The organism is Micromonospora sp. DT81.3 (assembly GCF_049847225.1).
Classification (GTDB): domain Bacteria; phylum Actinomycetota; class Actinomycetes; order Actinomycetales; family Microbacteriaceae; genus Microbacterium.
Genome location: NZ_JBNCNY010000006.1, coordinates 253802 through 269223, shown reverse-complemented (window position 1 = coordinate 269223; position 15422 = coordinate 253802). Strand labels below are relative to the sequence as shown.

The following is a 15422-nucleotide window of genomic DNA, read 5'->3' as shown; positions in this document are numbered from 1 at the left end:
CGGTCAGGACCGCGTGCGCGGGACCTCGCCGGCGGAGAGCGCGTGCAGCAGGTTGGTCAGGTTGCGGATGTCGTCGAGCGACCACTCGTCGAGCGCCTGGCTGAGCCGGTTCTCGGTCGGGCGGCGCGCCTCGGCGAGCCTCGTCGCGCCGGTGTCCGTCATCGACAGCAGGCTCGACCGGCCGTCGGTCGGGTCGGGCGTGCGGGTGACGAGCTCCAGGCCCTCCAGCTCACGCACGGTGCGGCTCACCAGGCCCTTGTCGGCCACCAGCGCTTCGGCGAGCGCCGACAGCGTGATCGGTCCCATGCGCGCGATCGTGCCGAGGATCTTGTAGGCACCGGGCAGCATCCCGGGGCTGATGCGGTTGGCCGTGTCCTGCATGTGCCGCCGGAACTGAGACGCCAGCTCGCCGAACTCGACCTCGAGGGCGCGCACCGCCTCGGTGCGCGCCTCCGTGGTCTGCTGATCGATCATCACGTCGATCCTAGGAGCGGCGCTTCGGGGACGACGCCAGGTCGTCGGCGACCGGGACGGGCCCGGTCGCGTCGAGGGCCGACATCCCCTCGGCCGTGCTGACCGTCGCGAGGTCGGCCTCCGCCGCCGCCATCCGCTCGGACGTCGTCATGCGTGTCAGCGGCTTGTTCGGCAGGAAGAGGATCGCGATGAGGCTGACGATCGCCACCGGAACAGCGATGAGGAAGGAGTGCGCGATCGCCTGGGCGTAGATGTCCTCGACGATGACGCGCACCGACTCGGGGAGGGCGCTGACGGTCGGCAGTGTGCCGGACTGCAGCTGTGCGGCGACGTCGGCACCGGCGGCGCCGAGACCGGCGATGGCGGCGCCGAGCGCCTCCTTGCTCGTGGCGAAGAGGTCCGTTGCCGCCGTGGCGAGGGCCGCGCCCATGACGGAGACGCCGACGGTGCCGCCAAGGCTGCGGAAGAAGGCGACGCCTGAGCTCGCGACACCCATCTCCTCGGGGCGCGCCGTGTTCTGCACGATCAGCACGAGGTTCTGCATCGTCATGCCGACGCCGGCGCCGAGCAGGAACATGTACACCGAGACGAGGATGAACGGGGTGTCGTAGTGCAGGGTCGCCAGCAGGCTCGACCCGGTGATCAGCAGCACGCTGCCGACGATGAGGTACGGCTTCCAGTGCCCGAAGCGGCTGATCAGCTGACCGACGACGATCGAGGCGATGAGCAGCCCGGCGATCATGGGAAGCGTCATGAGGCCTGCCTCGGCGGGCGTCGCGCCCCGTGCCATCTGCATGTACTGGCTCAGGAAGACCGACGTGCCGAACATGGCCATCCCGGTGGCGATCGAGGCGATCGTGGCGAGGGTGAAGGTGCGGTTGCGGAACAGCGACAGCGGGATGAGCGGCTCGCGGGAGCGCAGCTCGACGAGCACGAAGAGGATGGCGCCGAGCAGGGCGCCGCCCGCCATCAGGATCGTCTCGATGCTCCACCAGTCGTAGGACTTGCCGGCGTTCGTGATCCAGATCAGCAGGAGGGAGACGGATGCCGACAGCAGCACGATTCCGAGGTAGTCGATGCGGGCCTTGCGGGTCGCGCGGTGAGGCAGGTGCAGGGTGACCTGCAGGATGATGAGCGCGGCGATCGCGAAGGGGATGGCGACGTAGAAGTTCCAGCGCCAGCCGATGCCTTCGGTGATGAACCCGCCGAGCAGGGGGCCGCCGATCGTGCCGAGCGCCATGACGGCACCGAAGAGGCCCATGTAGCGCCCGCGCTCGCGGGGGCTGATGATGTCGGCCATGATGATCTGGCTGAGGGCGGCCAAGCCGCCGGCGCCCACGCCCTGGACCGCGCGGAAGGCGATGAGCGTGCCGGGGTCCTGCGAGAAGCCGGCCGCCGCGGTGGCGAGCACGAAGATGACGAGCGCGATCTGGATCAGCAGCTTGCGGTCGAAGAGGTCGGCGAGCTTGCCCCAGATCGGCGTGAAGATCGCGGTCGTGAGCAGCGTCGCGGTGACGACCCAGGTGAAGGCGGCCTGGTCACCGCCGATGTCGTGGATGATGACGGGCAGCGACGTCGAGACGACGGTGGCGGCCAGGATCGACACGAACATCCCGAGCAGCAGGCCCGAGAGCGACTGCAGCACCTTCCGGTGCGACATGGGTGCGGGTGCCTCTGCGGAGGACGCGGGTTCAGCGGTGGCCATGTACCGGCCTTTCACGACGGGGATGGCGCGACGGCGATGGCGCGATGGTTGACTTGAGTCAACTATACCGCGGTCGTTGACTTCCGTCAACCAATTTCTGTTCGGGGCGATGCCGCGTTCGGGCGCCGCCGGGTTCAGCCGGCGCTGCGTGGGGCAGCGCTCGATCGGGGGCAGCGCGCAGCGCTCAGTCGGCCAGGGCGAGGGCCCGGAACACCTCGCGGGGCATTGCCCGCGGCATCCGCTCGGCTTCTTCTCGGATGGCCGGCGCTCGCTGCGTCGTGCGCCGGTGAAGTTCGTCGATGAGGGATGTCGCGAGCCGCACCAGCCGGGCGATCTCGACCTCGTCGCGCTCGATCCAGGCGCACTTCGGCTCTTCGTCGATGGGCACGAAGCCGTCGTGCTCCTCCCACGCGATGAGCGTGCGCTCGGCGCCGAGCACGTGCTGCTGCCACCACACCTGACGCATGTACGACCGGGGGATGCTGCGCCACTCCTTCGCGGTGGTCTTGATCTCGCAGAGGGTGACGCGTCCGGTGGCGTCCACCGCCACGCCGTCGGGCGTGGCCAGGTGGCGCTTCTCGATCACGGCGTGGAAGAGCGCGCTCGAGGGCAGGATCCCGTGCGTCGCCGCCACCCATCGCGCGATCTCGGGCTCGCGCTCGCGGCCGTGCGCCGTATAGGCGTTGCCGGAGAACCTCGTGCCCATGAGCTTGGCGTCGGCGGCCTTCGCGATGGCGTTCTCGGAGGTCAGCGTGGCGACATCCGTCGCCGTGATCCCGCGGGACCGAGCACGCACCCACGCCACGCGGTCGCGGCTGTCCGCGACGATACGAGCGGCGAGTTCCGGGGTCACGCATCGACCCTAACCCCGGCCGCCGACCAGAACCCGGCGCGCCGCTCGATTTCCCGGTTTCCGCTTGTTCCGAACCGCTCCCACCCCGCCGAGTGCACGGGAAGCCGCCGAACACACGGCTTGCCACCGTGGCGACACCGTGCACTCGGCGGCAAGCCGTGCGCTCGACGAGGAGTAATCGACGATGAGCGCTCCTCCACAGCCCCCCATGAGAGAGGACCTGCCGACGGTGAGCGGGAACGCTCGGAAACCGGATCTGGCATGCCCGAGCATGACGTGTGCGGCGGATCGTGGAGTGCGAAGAACTGATGCGGGCCCTGCGTGCGCGAGTGCACCTGCGGGGGGACGGATGGACGGAGAGATCCATCGCGGCGGCGGTGGATGAAGGTCGCCTCCATCGAGTGCGTCGCGGGTGGTACCTCGATGGCGCATTGTGGCGCGAGTTGTGGGCGGAAGGCCAACACTTGGCGCACGTTCTGGCGGTGTCGCGGGATGCCACCAGCCGCGACTCTGTGATGTCGCACACTTCCGCTGCCGTGCTGTGGGGGCTTCCGCTGTTCCGCCTTGCGCCTCGCAGGGTGCACATGACGACGGCCAACCCGATACGGATCTCCAGTGCGCCCGACGTCATGCGTCACTGCGCCGTTCTGGCGGAAGCGGAGGTCACGAGCCGCAATGGAATTCAGTGCACGACGCTTGAACGCACCGTGTTCGATCTGGCGCGCACCGTTTCGCCCGAGGCCGCTGTGAGCGTGGCGGACGCCGGCCTGCGCCTCGTCGCCGTGTCCGGGCAGTACCAGGATGAGGCGGCCGCGGCCCGCTGGCGCGGCACGCTTCGGGAGATGGCGTCCGCGGAGCGCGGGAGCCGCGGCATCCGCCAAGCGCGACACGTGATCGAGTTCGCCGACGGTCGCGCTCAGCTGCCGGGTGAGAGCGTCAGCCGGCTGCACCTCGCCCGCCTGGGCTTCGCCACGCCGCGCCTGCAGGTCGCGGTGGCCGACGGGCGCGGAGGGAGCTACTGGATGGACTTCGCACTCGACGATGTGCACTCGTTCGGAGAGTTCGACGGCAAGGGGAAATACCTCGATGAGTCGCTTCGCTCCGGCCGCTCGATCGAGGAAGTCATGCTCGCCGAGAAGGTCCGCGAGGACTGGATTCGCGGCACGACTCAGCGACGCTTCGCGCGGTGGGGTGACGAGCACATCGGATCGTTCGGCGCACTGGGACGAAGGCTCGCCGCTTTCGCCATCCACCCCTCCGGCCGCGCCTGACCGCCCCCGACGACATCGGCGCCGAGGGAACGGCTTCGCGCCGAATGCACCGGATCTATGCGCGGATAGGCCGTGCGTTCGACGATGAGCCGTGCGCTCGGCGGCAGGAAAGGGGAGGAGGGGCGCCGATTTGGGGGGACGGCGGGAATCGGGTAGCCTTGGTCCTAGCCAAAGACCGCCGGTCATCGGCGTGCGTGCAAGCGCACAACGATCGAAGCTCTGCAGTGCAGGGGCCCGCGCAGGTGTACAGATGTTCTCCCGGGTTCGGGAATTCAGCTCCGTGCGCTTGCGCCGGAGCTTTTTCATTGCCCGCCCCAGATCGCGACACCCGGCCTCGAGGCAGGCGCCCCACAATTGCGGAGCGTCTCGTACAAAAAAGGAGTGGCCATGGCGCAGAAGGAAGCATCGGTCGCCGAGCTCACGAAGCAATTCGAGGACTCGACCGCCGTTCTGCTGACCGAATACCGCGGCCTGTCGGTGGCTGAGCTCAAGGAGCTCCGCAACAACATCCGTCAGGACGCCAGCTACGCCGTGGTGAAGAACACGCTGACCAGGATCGCGGCGAACAACGCCGGGATCTCGGAGCTGGATGACGAGCTTCAGGGCCCGTCCGCCATCGCCTTCGTTCACGGTGACCCCGTCGCCGTGGCCAAGGGCCTGCGCGCCTTCGCCAAGGCACACCCTCTTCTGGTGATCAAGGGCGGCTATTTCGATGGCTCCGCCCTGAGCCCCGCAGAGGTAGGCAAGCTCGCCGACCTCGAGAGCCGTGAAGTGCTGCTGGCGAAGCTCGCCGGTGCCATGAAGGCCTCGCTGTTCGGAGCTGCATATCTGTTCAACGCACCGCTGTCGAAGGCCGTTCGCACGGTCGACGCGCTGCGCGAGAAGCAGGAGTCCGCGGCTTAGGCCTCGGCGTTCAACCCCAATCAAGGAGAAACATCATGGCAAAGCTCACCACTGACGAGCTTCTCGACGCCTTCAAGGAGCTCACGCTCATCGAGCTCAGCGAGTTCGTCAAGGCCTTCGAGGAGACCTTCGAGGTCACCGCCGCGGCGCCCGTCGCCGTTGCCGGCCCGGCCGCCGCCGGTGCCGCCCCCGCCGAAGAGGTCGAGGAGCAGACGGCGTTCGACGTCGTGCTCGAGGCCGCCGGCGAGAAGAAGATCCAGGTCATCAAGGTCGTCCGCGAGCTCACCTCGCTCGGCCTCGGCGAGGCCAAGGCCGTCGTCGACGGTGCTCCCAAGGCCGTCCTCGAGGGCGTCACCAAGGAAGCCGCTGACAAGGGCAAGGCCGCTCTCGAAGAGGCCGGCGCGACCGTCACCCTGAAGTAGTCCTCCGCGCCACAGGCGCAACCGGACAACACCACGAAGGCCCCGGATGTCGCATCCGGGGCTTTCGTGTGCCTGGGCACCACCCGAGGCGTCAAGTGCATTCGAAAATGCCCGTCCTCGGAGAATTCGACCAACAGCCCGCACGGAAGCGTGAGCCTGAGGGGCGCGATCGCCGCGCGCGACTAGTGCGCAGCGCGCAACCGGGTGCCCGCCGTGACCGCCGATGACTGCGGGTCCACGGGCCCGGTGGAGCTCCGGACGACGAGGCGTGCCGTCAACAGCACGTCGACCGGGGCGGCCGGCGGGTTGCGGAGCTGGGCCAGCAGCAGTTCGACAGCGGCCGCTCCCTGCTCCCGGGGGATCTGCCGCAGCGTCGTCAGCGAGAACATCTCGGCGTACTCGTGGTCGTCGATGCCCACTACGCTCAGGTCGCTCGGCACCTGGATCCCCAGCCGTCGAGCGGCGATGATCGCCCCGATGGCGACCTCGTCGCACACCGCGACGATGCCCGTCGGCCGGCGCCGGATGTCGCCGAGCAGGTCTACGGCGGCCTCGTACCCACCCGGCAGACTCACCTCGGACGGCACATGCGTCGCGAGGTCGGCGATGCCGGCATCCGCCATCGTCGCGCGGTACCCGCGCAGCCTCTGACGGTCGACGTTCGCGCCGTGCTCGCCCGCCGGCCCGCCGATGAACGCGATGCGGCGGTGCCCGAGCGTGATCAGGTGCTCGGTGGCGCGCCGGGCGGTGTGGTCGTCGTCAATGGCGACGACGCTCGACGCCCCTGGCAGACCCACGACGCTCACCAGCGGGCGGCCGACGCGACGGAGCAGCTCGAGCTCGCCGTCCTCGGGCTCGATCCCGACCGCGATGAGCCCGTCGAACCGCTTGCGCGCCAGGAAGTCGCCGAAGATCCGGGCGCGCCCCGGAGTGCCCGGCTTCGCGTCGTACAGGGTGAGGTCGAGGCCGTGCTGCAGGAGCGCGCCCTGAATGCCCTCGAGCACCTCCGCGAAGAACCAGCGGTTGGCGTACGGCATGATGACGCCGATGTTGGACGTACGGCCGGTCGCCAGGCTGACGGCGTTCGTGGATGCCGTGTAGCCCAGCTCGTCGGCCGCCGCACGGACGCGCGCCCGCGTGTCCGGGGCGACGTAGCCGTTGCCGGTCAGCGCGCGGCTGGCCGTCGCCTTCGACACGGCGGCGAGGCGGGCGACGTCGGAGATGCCGGCCATGTCGCTCCCGTCCGTCCGCACCCGTCGATAAAGGGCACCGGTCCTCGCACGCGAGGTGGGGACGCCCGAAATATGGAAACGGTTCCATGCAAAAAATGGGTGACCGAATCGTCCTCAGTGTGCCGAGGAGTGGTACAGAAGGTCAATATCAGCCCGGATTGGCGTTACCCAGTTGTGACATCGCATCCTTTGTGTGTCCGCGTACCTGTCCTCTACGGTGATGATGGAATCGGTTCCCGAACGAGCGACCGGGCTTCTCTGTCCATGCGCGCGAATCGAACGACACTTATGTGGAGGCAGAACAAATGAATGGAATGCGCTCATCCGTACGTCGTCGGGCGGCGGTGGGGCTCGGCGTCATGGCGATCTCGACCCTGGTGCTGGCCGGCTGTGCCGAAGGCGGGGGCGACGAAGGAGGCGACTCCGGCTCGGTCGAGGGTGAAACCGTCCGGATCTCCGGTGGCATCACCGGCATCGAGGCCGAGAACATGCAGAAGTCCTTCGACAGCTTCACCGAGGAGACCGGCATCGTCGTCGAGTACACCGGCGACAAGGGCTTCGAGGGCAACATCGTCACGAAGGTGCAGGGTGGAGACGCCCCCGACATCGCGATCGTGCCGCAGCCCGGTCTGCTGAGGACTCTCGTCGGAACCGGCGAGGTCGTCGAAGCGCCCGATGGCGTCGTGGAGAACGTCGACGCGAACTGGTCGGAGGACTGGAAGGCGTATGGAACCGTCGACGACGTCTTCTACGCCGCACCGATGCTCGCCAACGTCAAGGGCTACGTCTGGTACTCGCCGGCCGACTTCGAAGAGTGGGGCGTCCAGGTGCCGCAGACGTGGGACCAGTTGCTGGAGCTCACCGCGACGATTCGAGAGAAGACCGGCGGCCCCGCGTGGTGCGCGGGCTTCGAGTCTGAGGCGGCGTCCGGCTGGCCCGGCACCGACTGGATCGAGGACATCGTCCTTCGTCAGTCAGGCCCCGAGGTTTACGACCAGTGGGTCGCGGGTGACGTCAAGTTCACCGATCCGGAAATCGCCGACGCGTTCGACGCCCTCGACGAGATCCTCCGCAATCCCGACAACGTCAACGCGGGCTTCGGCGATGTGCGCAGCATCAACTCGACGGCCTTCGCGGCCGTCGCCGCTCCGGTCGCCACCGGCGCCTGCCCGCTGACACACCAGGCGTCGTTCCTCTCGGCGAACTTCCTCGATGTCGAGAACGCAGAGGGAGAGGTGCCGACGGTCGCTCCGGACGGTGACGTCTACGCGTTCGTCCTCCCCGGATTCACAGAGGGCGAAACGACGATCGAGGTTGCCGGCGAGTTCGTCACCGCGTTCTCGGACGACGCTGCCACGGTGCAGGTGCTCGAATACATGTCCACTCCCGAGTGGGCGGACGAGCGCGTCAGCCTCGGCGGGAACGTCTCCGCCAACCTCAACGCCGATCCGAGCTTGGCCTCGAGCCAGTTCCTCACCGAGGCGATGGAACTGCTTCAGGACCCGAACACCACGGTGCGCTTCGACGGCTCGGACTTGATGCCGTCGACCGTCGGCGCCGGATCCTTCTGGAAGGGCATGATCAGCTGGATCGACGGCGAGGACACGGAGACGGTGCTCAGCGACATCCAGGCCGGCTACGAGAACTAGTCGGATGATTCGATGCGGTGGGGCCGCGCGCCGGGAGGCGGGCGGCTCCACCGCACCATTCATCACCGCCGGTCACCGCGGTTCACCCGCTGACCGACGCCCCCTCGAAGAGCTCGATGCCTCACTGGGAAGGTGCTCATGACCGCAACAACCAAGCTGCCGGATGCCGAGAAACGCTCGGGAGACAAGGTTCCGTCAACCCGCCGGGGACGAAACTCGGCCCGCGAGAACAGCAAGACCACGATCGTCGTCACCATCGGGCTGATCCTGATCGCGGCCCTGTTCATCTTCATGGTCACCCGACCACCGACGGAAGATGCGCCGCCGACCTCTCTCGGCTTCTCCCTGAACAGCTTCTTCAAGTGGATCGGCGACCTGGGCCCGATCGTCCAGATCCCGATCGCCGTGCTGGCATTCGGCATCCTGGTCGCCGTCATCCTTCTGCTGATCGAGTACGCGGCCCGCCCGGGGCGCCTCTACTTCTGGCTGCGTCTCGCCGCCTGCTTCCTCCTGCCTACACTCGCCTTCATGGTGCTGCGGCCCTATCAGAACGCCGTTCTCTACGTCATTGCGATCGCCCTGATCCTCGGTGGCCTGCTCTTCTGGGTGGACTACCGCTCGAGCAAGGGCGCCGGCTACTTCTTCCAGCTCGTGCTGTTCACCGCGCCGGCGCTCATCCTGCTTCTCGTCGGCCTCGTCTATCCCGCGATGGCCACGGTCGTCCAGTCGTTCTTCGACAAGACGGGCGAGAACTTCGTCGGCCTGGAGAACTACGTCTGGACCTTCACCAATCCGGAGGGCTTCTGGTCGGTCATCAACACGATCATCTGGGTGATCGTGGCTCCGACGTTCGCGACGGTCGTCGGGCTCGCCTATGCGGTGTTCATCGACCGTGCGCGCGGCGAGAGGGTGCTGAAGCTTCTGATCTTCATGCCCTTCGCGATCTCGTTCGTCGGTGCCGGCATCATCTGGAAGCTGATGTACGACTATCGCCAGGAGGATCAGGTCGGGCTTCTGAACGCCATCGTCGTCGCCTTCGGTGGGCAGCCGGTCTCGTGGCTCGCGGTCGAGCCGCTCATCAACACGTTCTTCCTCCTGGTGGTCTTCATCTGGAGCCAGACCGGTCTCGCGATGGTCATCCTCTCGGCCGCGGTGAAAGCCGTGCCCACCGAGCAGATGGAAGCGGCCGAGCTCGACGGGACGAGCGCCTGGGAGAGGTTCGTCAACGTCACCGTCCCCGGCATCCGTTCCTCGATCGTCGTCGTGCTCACCACCATCGCCATCGGAGCGCTCAAGATCTACGACGTCGTCGCCGTCATGACCGGTGGCCGCAACAACTCGACCGTCCTCGCGTTCGAGATGGTCAACCAGCAGCAGCGATTCCAGAGTTATGGGCACTCCGCGGCTCTCGCCGTCGTGCTCTTCCTCTTCGTCGTCCCGCTCATCGTGTTCAACGTCATCCAGATCAGGAAGCAGAGGGAGATCCGATGACCATCTCCACCGTCGCCATCGAGCCGAACCTCGATCCCCGATCCGCGCGCCAGCTCGCGCGCGACACGCGAAAGCACGAGAAGGAGGCGCAGAGGCGCGCCACCTCGAAGGGCGCCACGATCGCGGCGATCATCATCGCGTTCTTCTGGACGATCCCCACTTTCGGGCTTCTCGTCACGTCCTTCCGCCCGCCGGCCGACACGCAGACGTCCGGCTGGTGGACGGTGTTCCTCGACCCGTCCTTCACCTTCAGCAACTACTCCGCGGCGCTCACCTCCGGCGGGACGGCGCTGACCCTGTGGGAGTCCTTCCTCAACTCGCTGGCGATCACCATCCCGGCGACCATGGTGCCGCTCTGCGTGGCGGCGCTGATCGCATACGCGATCGCGTGGATCGACTTCCGCGGGAAGTTCGTGCTCTTCGTGGCGATCTTCGCCCTCCAGATCTTCCCGCTGCAGATCGCCCTCGTACCGCTGCTGAGCCTCTTCTCGCGTGGCCTCACCATCAACGAGGTCACGATCTTCCCCGGCTTCGATCTGCGTGAAGTGGATCACAGCTTCGCGACGGTGTGGATCGCGCACGCGATCTTCGCCCTGCCGCTCGCGGTGTTCCTGCTGCACAACTTCATCTCGGAGATCCCGAGCGAGGTCATCGAGGCGGCGCGCGTGGACGGCGCCGGCCATGGTCAGATCTTCTTCCGGATGATCATTCCGCTCTCGGCGCCGGCGCTCGCTTCGCTGGCCGTGCTTCAGTTCATCTGGGTGTGGAACGACCTGCTGGTGGCGACGATCTTCGCTCCGTCGTCCTCACTGCCCATGACGCAATCCCTGGCGTCTCTCTCGGGCACCTGGGGCAACCAGTGGTTCCTGCAGGCCGCGGGCACGTTCCTCACGATCGCGACCCCTCTGGTCGTGTTCTTCGCGCTGCAGCGCTTCTTCGTGCGCGGCCTTCTCGCGGGGGCGACGAAGGGCTGACCCCGTCCGCACCGGCGTGACGCGCGCCCCGCATCCTTGGACGCGGGGCGCGCGTCACGCCTAGGGTGAAGCCATGGACCCCACGGCCGGAAACACCGTCCTGGACGCCGCGCGGGGCCTTAGCAGCGCCGAGGTCGCCGAACGCGTCGCCGCCGGAAAGACCAATGCCTACGCCTCCGGATCAAGCCGAAGCGCCTGGAACATCGTCCGCGCGAACGTGTTCACTCTGTTCAACGGGATCGTCGGCGCCTGCTTCCTCGTCCTCCTCCTCGTCGGGCGGTGGCAGGATGCGCTGTTCGGCCTCGCGGCGTTCGGGAACGCGGTCATCGGATGCTTCCAGGAGTTCCGCGCGAAGTCCGCCCTCGATCGCCTGGCCCTGCTCAACGCACCCCTTGCGCGCCTGCGCCGCGACGACGCGGAAGTCAGTGTGGCATCGGGGGAGGTCGTGCTGGACGACATCCTCGTGCTTCGCGCCGGCGATCAGGTGCCCGCCGACGCCGTGATCGTCGCGTCCCGGGCGCTGCAGATAGACGAGTCGATGCTGACCGGCGAATCGGATGCCGTCGACAAGGGCCCGGGCGACGAGGCGCTGTCCGGGTCCATCGTCGTCGCAGGGGAGGGCGAGGGCCGCGTCGTCAAGGTCGGCGCCGATTCGTACGCGAACAAGTTCGCCGACGAGGCGAAGCGGTTCTCCCTGGTCCGGTCGGAGCTGCGCAGCTCCATCGACCGTGTGCTGAAGTGGGTCGGCTGGGGCATCGGTCCCATCGGCCTCCTGGTGCTGAACGCCCAGATGATGGTCGCCGGCGGATGGGTGACCGCGGTGCAGACCGGCACCTGGGAGCAGGCGGTGGTCAACACGATCGCGGCGCTCACGGCCATGATCCCGCTCGGTCTCGTGCTGATGACCTCGATCGCGTTCGCCGTCGCCGCGGCCAAGCTCGCATCGAAACAAGTGCTCGTCAACGAGCTCGCGGCGGTCGAGGGCCTCGCCCGTGTGGATGTGATCTGCCTCGACAAGACGGGCACCCTGACGGCGGGCGAGATCGAGTTCGACGGCGCGCATCCGCTCACCGCTCCGCCGGCGGGTTGGGAAGGGGCCCTCGCCTGGTACGGGGCGGCGCGGGATGCCAACGCCACGGCGCGGTGCCTCGCGGTGCCGTTCCCGGCGGAAGGCCCCCGGGACGTCACGGCGTACGTCCCGTTCTCGTCGGCGCGGAAGTGGAGCGCCGTCTCTTTCGGTGACGCCGCCGCGGGCACCTGGGTGCTCGGTGCCCCTGAGATGGTCTTCGGGGACGCGGCATCCGACGCCTCCACGGCACTCGGCTCGCGCGTGACGACCCTCGCCTCCTCGGGCCGCCGTACTCTGGTGCTCGCCCGCACGGACGGGGGCATGACCGACGAAAGCGTCGAGGCGGAGCGGCTGCCGGAGGACGCCGTGCCGGTGGCGCTGCTGACCTTCCGGGAGCAGGTTCGGTCGGATGCCGCTCAGACTCTGACCTACTTCCGCAGGCAGGGAGTCGGCATCCGGATCATCTCCGGTGACAACCCACGCACGGTTGCGGCGATCGCGCGGGAAGTGGGCGTCGATGTCGACGAGGGATACGACGCGCGGAAGCTGCCGGAGGACGACGCCGCCCTCGCCGATGTGCTCGAGACCAGCCTCGTGTTCGGGCGCGTGACGCCCGAGCAGAAGAAGCGGATGGTGGTGGCCCTGCAGGCGCGCGGCCACACCGTCGCGATGACCGGCGACGGGGTCAACGACGCCCTCGCGATCAAGACGGCCGACATGGGCATCGCGATGAACTCCGGCTCCGCCGCCACCAAGGCCGTCGCCCGACTGGTTCTGCTCGACGGCCAGTTCTCACACCTCCCCGACGTCGTCGCCGAGGGTCGTCAGGTGATCGCCAACATCGAGCGTGTGTCGATGCTCTTCCTGACGAAGACCGCCTATGCGACGGCGCTGGCGGTGATCTTCGGCCTGCTCGTGCTCGAGTTCCCGTTCCTGCCCCGGCAGCTCTCGATCACCGATGGCCTGACGATCGGCATCCCGGCGTTCTTCCTCGCGCTGCTGCCGAACACGCAGCGCTACGTGCCGGGGTTTCTGAAGCGGTCGCTGATGTTCGCGATCCCCGCCGGGCTGGTCATCTCCGCCGCCCTGACGACGTACACTCTCGGCGCGATGGCACTGTCGGTACCCGAGCCTGAACTTCGGACGGGCTCCACGATCATCCTGGCGATCGTCGGCATCTGGGTGCTCACCGTGCTCTCGCGTCCGATCACGCGGTTCAAGGTGCTCGTGATCGGTGCCATGTTCGTGGCGCTGGTCGCCGTCTTCACGTTTCCCCTGACCACGGAGTTCTTCCAGCTCGTCGACCCTGGCGAGGACGCTGCGGTCCTGATCACGATCGTCACGGCGCTGACGATCGGCGCCATCGAGATCGTGCGGTTCTTCCATCGCCGCTTTGTCGCGAAGGCCCTCGCGACGGCGTGAAAGTCAGGCGGTCCCGACGGCCGGGTCGTCGACCCGGCGGATCACGAAGTAGCGGGAACCCGGCGGCACCCACATCGCCACGATGATCACGGCGCCCAGCAGCATCTTGACGCCGGCCGGCAAGTCCCACGTCTCTGTGGTCAGGATGGTGAGCACGTCCAGGACCATGAGCACGGCGACGTAGATCGTGACCAGAAGCCGCGCCAGGCGGCTGCCCCGCGCGATCGCCGAGCCGCCCGCGATCGTCAGCAGCCCGAGCAGGATGATCGCCGCGCCGAGAAGGGAGACCGGAAGGACGGTGTTCGCGTCGCTCACGGTGTAGCGGCTCAAGAGAACGAGCACCCCGAGAACGACGTTGGACAGGCCGGACAGGTAGATCAGCACGACGGTCACCCGGATGACGAGGGGCTGCGTCAGCCGTGCCGGGGTCGTCGTGGTGTCCACGCGACCACTGTAACCACCGCAGCCGATCGCCACGCGGGCGTCGTCAGCATCGGCGTGACACGGGTATGGGTCAGCAGCCGAGGCGCCGCTGAATCGACTGCATCGCGTCGATCTCGCTCTGCTGCACGGACCCCATGGACTTCGCGACCGCGAGCACCCGCGCCCGCTCGCCGCGCTCGCCGATGGCATCCACCATGTCGATCGCGCCCTCGTGGTGCCTGATCATCAGCTCCAGGAACAGGCAGTCCGCCTCGGTGCCGGTCGCCGCATCCAGGGCGGCGAGTTCGGCTGGCGTGGCCATGCCCATGGCGGCACGCAGCTCGTCATCGGTGGCCGATGGGCCGACGTCGTGGCCGGAATGCGACCCCGAGGCATCCGACATCCACCCCATCAGCGGCTCGCCCGATTGCGGCAGGCCCCACTGCACCAGCCAGCCGTACATCTCGCCCGCCTGCGCCGACTGCGCTGTCGCCATGTCGTACGCGAGGGTGCGGACGCCCTCGTCTTCGGTCTTCTCGTAGATGAGCATCGCCATCTGGACCGCCTGACCGTGATGCACCTGCATGTCGCGCGCGAAGCCGGCATCCGCCGAATCGGTCGTGGGTGCGGGGGGAGCGGCGCCCGTGCCGAACGCCGTGAACCGCCCGATGCCGAACGCCAGCGCGGCGACCGCGAGGATCGCCGATCCGATGAGCAGCCACCGAGGCGGCGACGAGCTGCGCTCGGAGTCGGTCACGACGTGGACCTACTCCTTGCCGGGGCCATCGATCGCGCCGGAGCACGTCGCCGACGGCTCGGGAACATTCTGGTTGCGCCAGTACTCCTCGAAGAACTGCGGGATGCGCTCATCGGCGGCCGAGTCGAGCTTGAGCTGCGCGTTCCACGCGCTCATCACGATCGGGGAATCGAGGTCCTCGTAGGGGGAGAGGATGACGTAGCTGGAGGGCATCTCGGCCTTCAGCGCATCCAGCTCCTCGCCGGTCACCCGGGAGGCGTCGTACGTGACCCACACGGCACCGTGCTCCAAGGAGTGCACGGCGTTCTCGTTCTGCTGCGGCTCGCTGTAGATGCCGCAGTTCAGCCACGCCGGGTTGTGCGCTCCGCCGGCCGGGGGGCTCTGCGGGTAGTCGACCGGGTCCTCGACGTGCAGGGTCTCGTTCGTGAAGGTCTCGACGCCCTCGATCTCGGCGCCATCCCCGCCCGCCTCGTACTGCACGGCAGGTGCCGGCGCGAAGACGAACGATGCCACGACAACAGCGACGACGACCAGTGCCCCGGTGATTCCCACGGCCCACCAGACCAGCTTGCTGCGGCGGCGCTTGGCCAGCTGCTTCTGGTACTCGGCGAGCTTCTCCTGACGCCGCTGCTCGCGTTGCTGCTTCACGGTGAGGTTGATCTCGGCCTGCTTCACGGGGTTGCCGCTTGCGCGCTTCTCGGTCGGGGTCACCCCTCGATCTTAAGTGATCGCACCAGGGGGAATCCTGTGCGCGGGGCACCGGCCGTCTACCCTGGA

At 67.9% G+C, this 15422-nt stretch carries 14 protein-coding genes; 7 read left to right on the top strand and 7 right to left on the bottom strand.

What is annotated here, in order from left to right:
• Nucleotides 1-3: 3 nt before the first annotated feature.
• The 3 genes from ACPW96_RS15430 to ACPW96_RS15420 form a co-directional block, all read right to left on the bottom strand.
• Nucleotides 4-474, bottom strand: a complete 471-nt coding sequence (locus ACPW96_RS15430) for a MarR family winged helix-turn-helix transcriptional regulator (protein WP_425820675.1) — start codon at nt 472-474, stop codon at nt 4-6.
• A gap of 10 nt (nt 475-484) precedes the next feature.
• Nucleotides 485-2179, bottom strand: a complete 1695-nt coding sequence (locus ACPW96_RS15425) for an MDR family MFS transporter (RefSeq protein WP_425884119.1) — start codon at nt 2177-2179, stop codon at nt 485-487.
• 184 nt (nt 2180-2363) lie between these two features.
• Nucleotides 2364-3032, bottom strand: a complete 669-nt coding sequence (locus ACPW96_RS15420) for a YqaJ viral recombinase family protein (RefSeq protein ID WP_425820677.1) — start codon at nt 3030-3032, stop codon at nt 2364-2366.
• A 464-nt stretch (nt 3033-3496) separates the two neighbouring features.
• On the opposite strand from ACPW96_RS15420, the gene ACPW96_RS15415 reads away from it, so the two are divergent.
• The 3 genes from ACPW96_RS15415 to rplL all read left to right on the top strand — a co-directional run bounded on the left by ACPW96_RS15415 (nt 3497) and on the right by rplL (nt 5628).
• Nucleotides 3497-4303 (top strand): hypothetical protein, encoded by an 807-nt coding sequence (locus ACPW96_RS15415; protein ID WP_425884117.1) that lies wholly within the window; start codon nt 3497-3499, stop codon nt 4301-4303.
• 387 nt (nt 4304-4690) lie between these two features.
• Nucleotides 4691-5206 (top strand): 50S ribosomal protein L10, encoded by a 516-nt coding sequence (rplJ, locus tag ACPW96_RS15410; RefSeq protein WP_425820679.1) that lies wholly within the window; start codon nt 4691-4693, stop codon nt 5204-5206.
• A gap of 35 nt (nt 5207-5241) precedes the next feature.
• On the top strand, nt 5242-5628 hold the full coding sequence (gene rplL, locus ACPW96_RS15405; RefSeq protein WP_425820680.1) for a 50S ribosomal protein L7/L12: 387 nt from the start codon (nt 5242-5244) through the stop codon (nt 5626-5628).
• Nucleotides 5629-5810: 182 nt separating this feature from the next.
• Here rplL and ACPW96_RS15400 read toward each other — a convergent pair whose 3' ends face one another.
• The gene (locus tag ACPW96_RS15400; RefSeq protein ID WP_425820681.1) at nt 5811-6860 is read right to left on the bottom strand and encodes a LacI family DNA-binding transcriptional regulator; all 1050 of its coding nucleotides are present in this window, start codon (nt 6858-6860) and stop codon (nt 5811-5813) included.
• A 305-nt stretch (nt 6861-7165) separates the two neighbouring features.
• Between ACPW96_RS15400 and ACPW96_RS15395 the strand changes: the two genes are divergently transcribed.
• The 4 genes from ACPW96_RS15395 to ACPW96_RS15380 all read left to right on the top strand — a co-directional run bounded on the left by ACPW96_RS15395 (nt 7166) and on the right by ACPW96_RS15380 (nt 13465).
• On the top strand, nt 7166-8509 hold the full coding sequence (locus ACPW96_RS15395) for an ABC transporter substrate-binding protein (RefSeq protein WP_425884116.1): 1344 nt from the start codon (nt 7166-7168) through the stop codon (nt 8507-8509).
• Nucleotides 8510-8647: 138 nt separating this feature from the next.
• Complete coding sequence (locus ACPW96_RS15390; protein ID WP_425884115.1) at nt 8648-10000, top strand: carbohydrate ABC transporter permease; 1353 nt, start codon at nt 8648-8650, stop codon at nt 9998-10000.
• Entirely contained in the window at nt 9997-10974 is a 978-nt protein-coding gene (locus ACPW96_RS15385; protein ID WP_425884114.1) for a carbohydrate ABC transporter permease, read from the top strand. The genes ACPW96_RS15390 and ACPW96_RS15385 overlap by 4 nt, the downstream gene beginning before the upstream one ends.
• Nucleotides 10975-11047: 73 nt before the next feature.
• Nucleotides 11048-13465 carry an HAD-IC family P-type ATPase gene (locus tag ACPW96_RS15380; RefSeq protein WP_425884113.1) on the top strand — a complete coding sequence of 806 codons (2418 nt, stop codon included), beginning with the start codon at nt 11048-11050 and terminating at the stop codon, nt 13463-13465.
• A gap of 3 nt (nt 13466-13468) precedes the next feature.
• Here ACPW96_RS15380 and ACPW96_RS15375 read toward each other — a convergent pair whose 3' ends face one another.
• The 3 genes from ACPW96_RS15375 to ACPW96_RS15365 all read right to left on the bottom strand — a co-directional run bounded on the left by ACPW96_RS15375 (nt 13469) and on the right by ACPW96_RS15365 (nt 15356).
• The gene (locus tag ACPW96_RS15375; protein ID WP_425820686.1) at nt 13469-13909 is read right to left on the bottom strand and encodes a hypothetical protein; all 441 of its coding nucleotides are present in this window, start codon (nt 13907-13909) and stop codon (nt 13469-13471) included.
• Nucleotides 13910-13979: 70 nt separating this feature from the next.
• The gene (locus ACPW96_RS15370) at nt 13980-14645 is read right to left on the bottom strand and encodes a DUF305 domain-containing protein (RefSeq protein ID WP_425884112.1); all 666 of its coding nucleotides are present in this window, start codon (nt 14643-14645) and stop codon (nt 13980-13982) included.
• 9 nt (nt 14646-14654) lie between these two features.
• Nucleotides 14655-15356 carry a DUF3105 domain-containing protein gene (locus ACPW96_RS15365; RefSeq protein ID WP_425884111.1) on the bottom strand — a complete coding sequence of 234 codons (702 nt, stop codon included), beginning with the start codon at nt 15354-15356 and terminating at the stop codon, nt 14655-14657.
• Nucleotides 15357-15422: the final 66 nt, after the last annotated feature.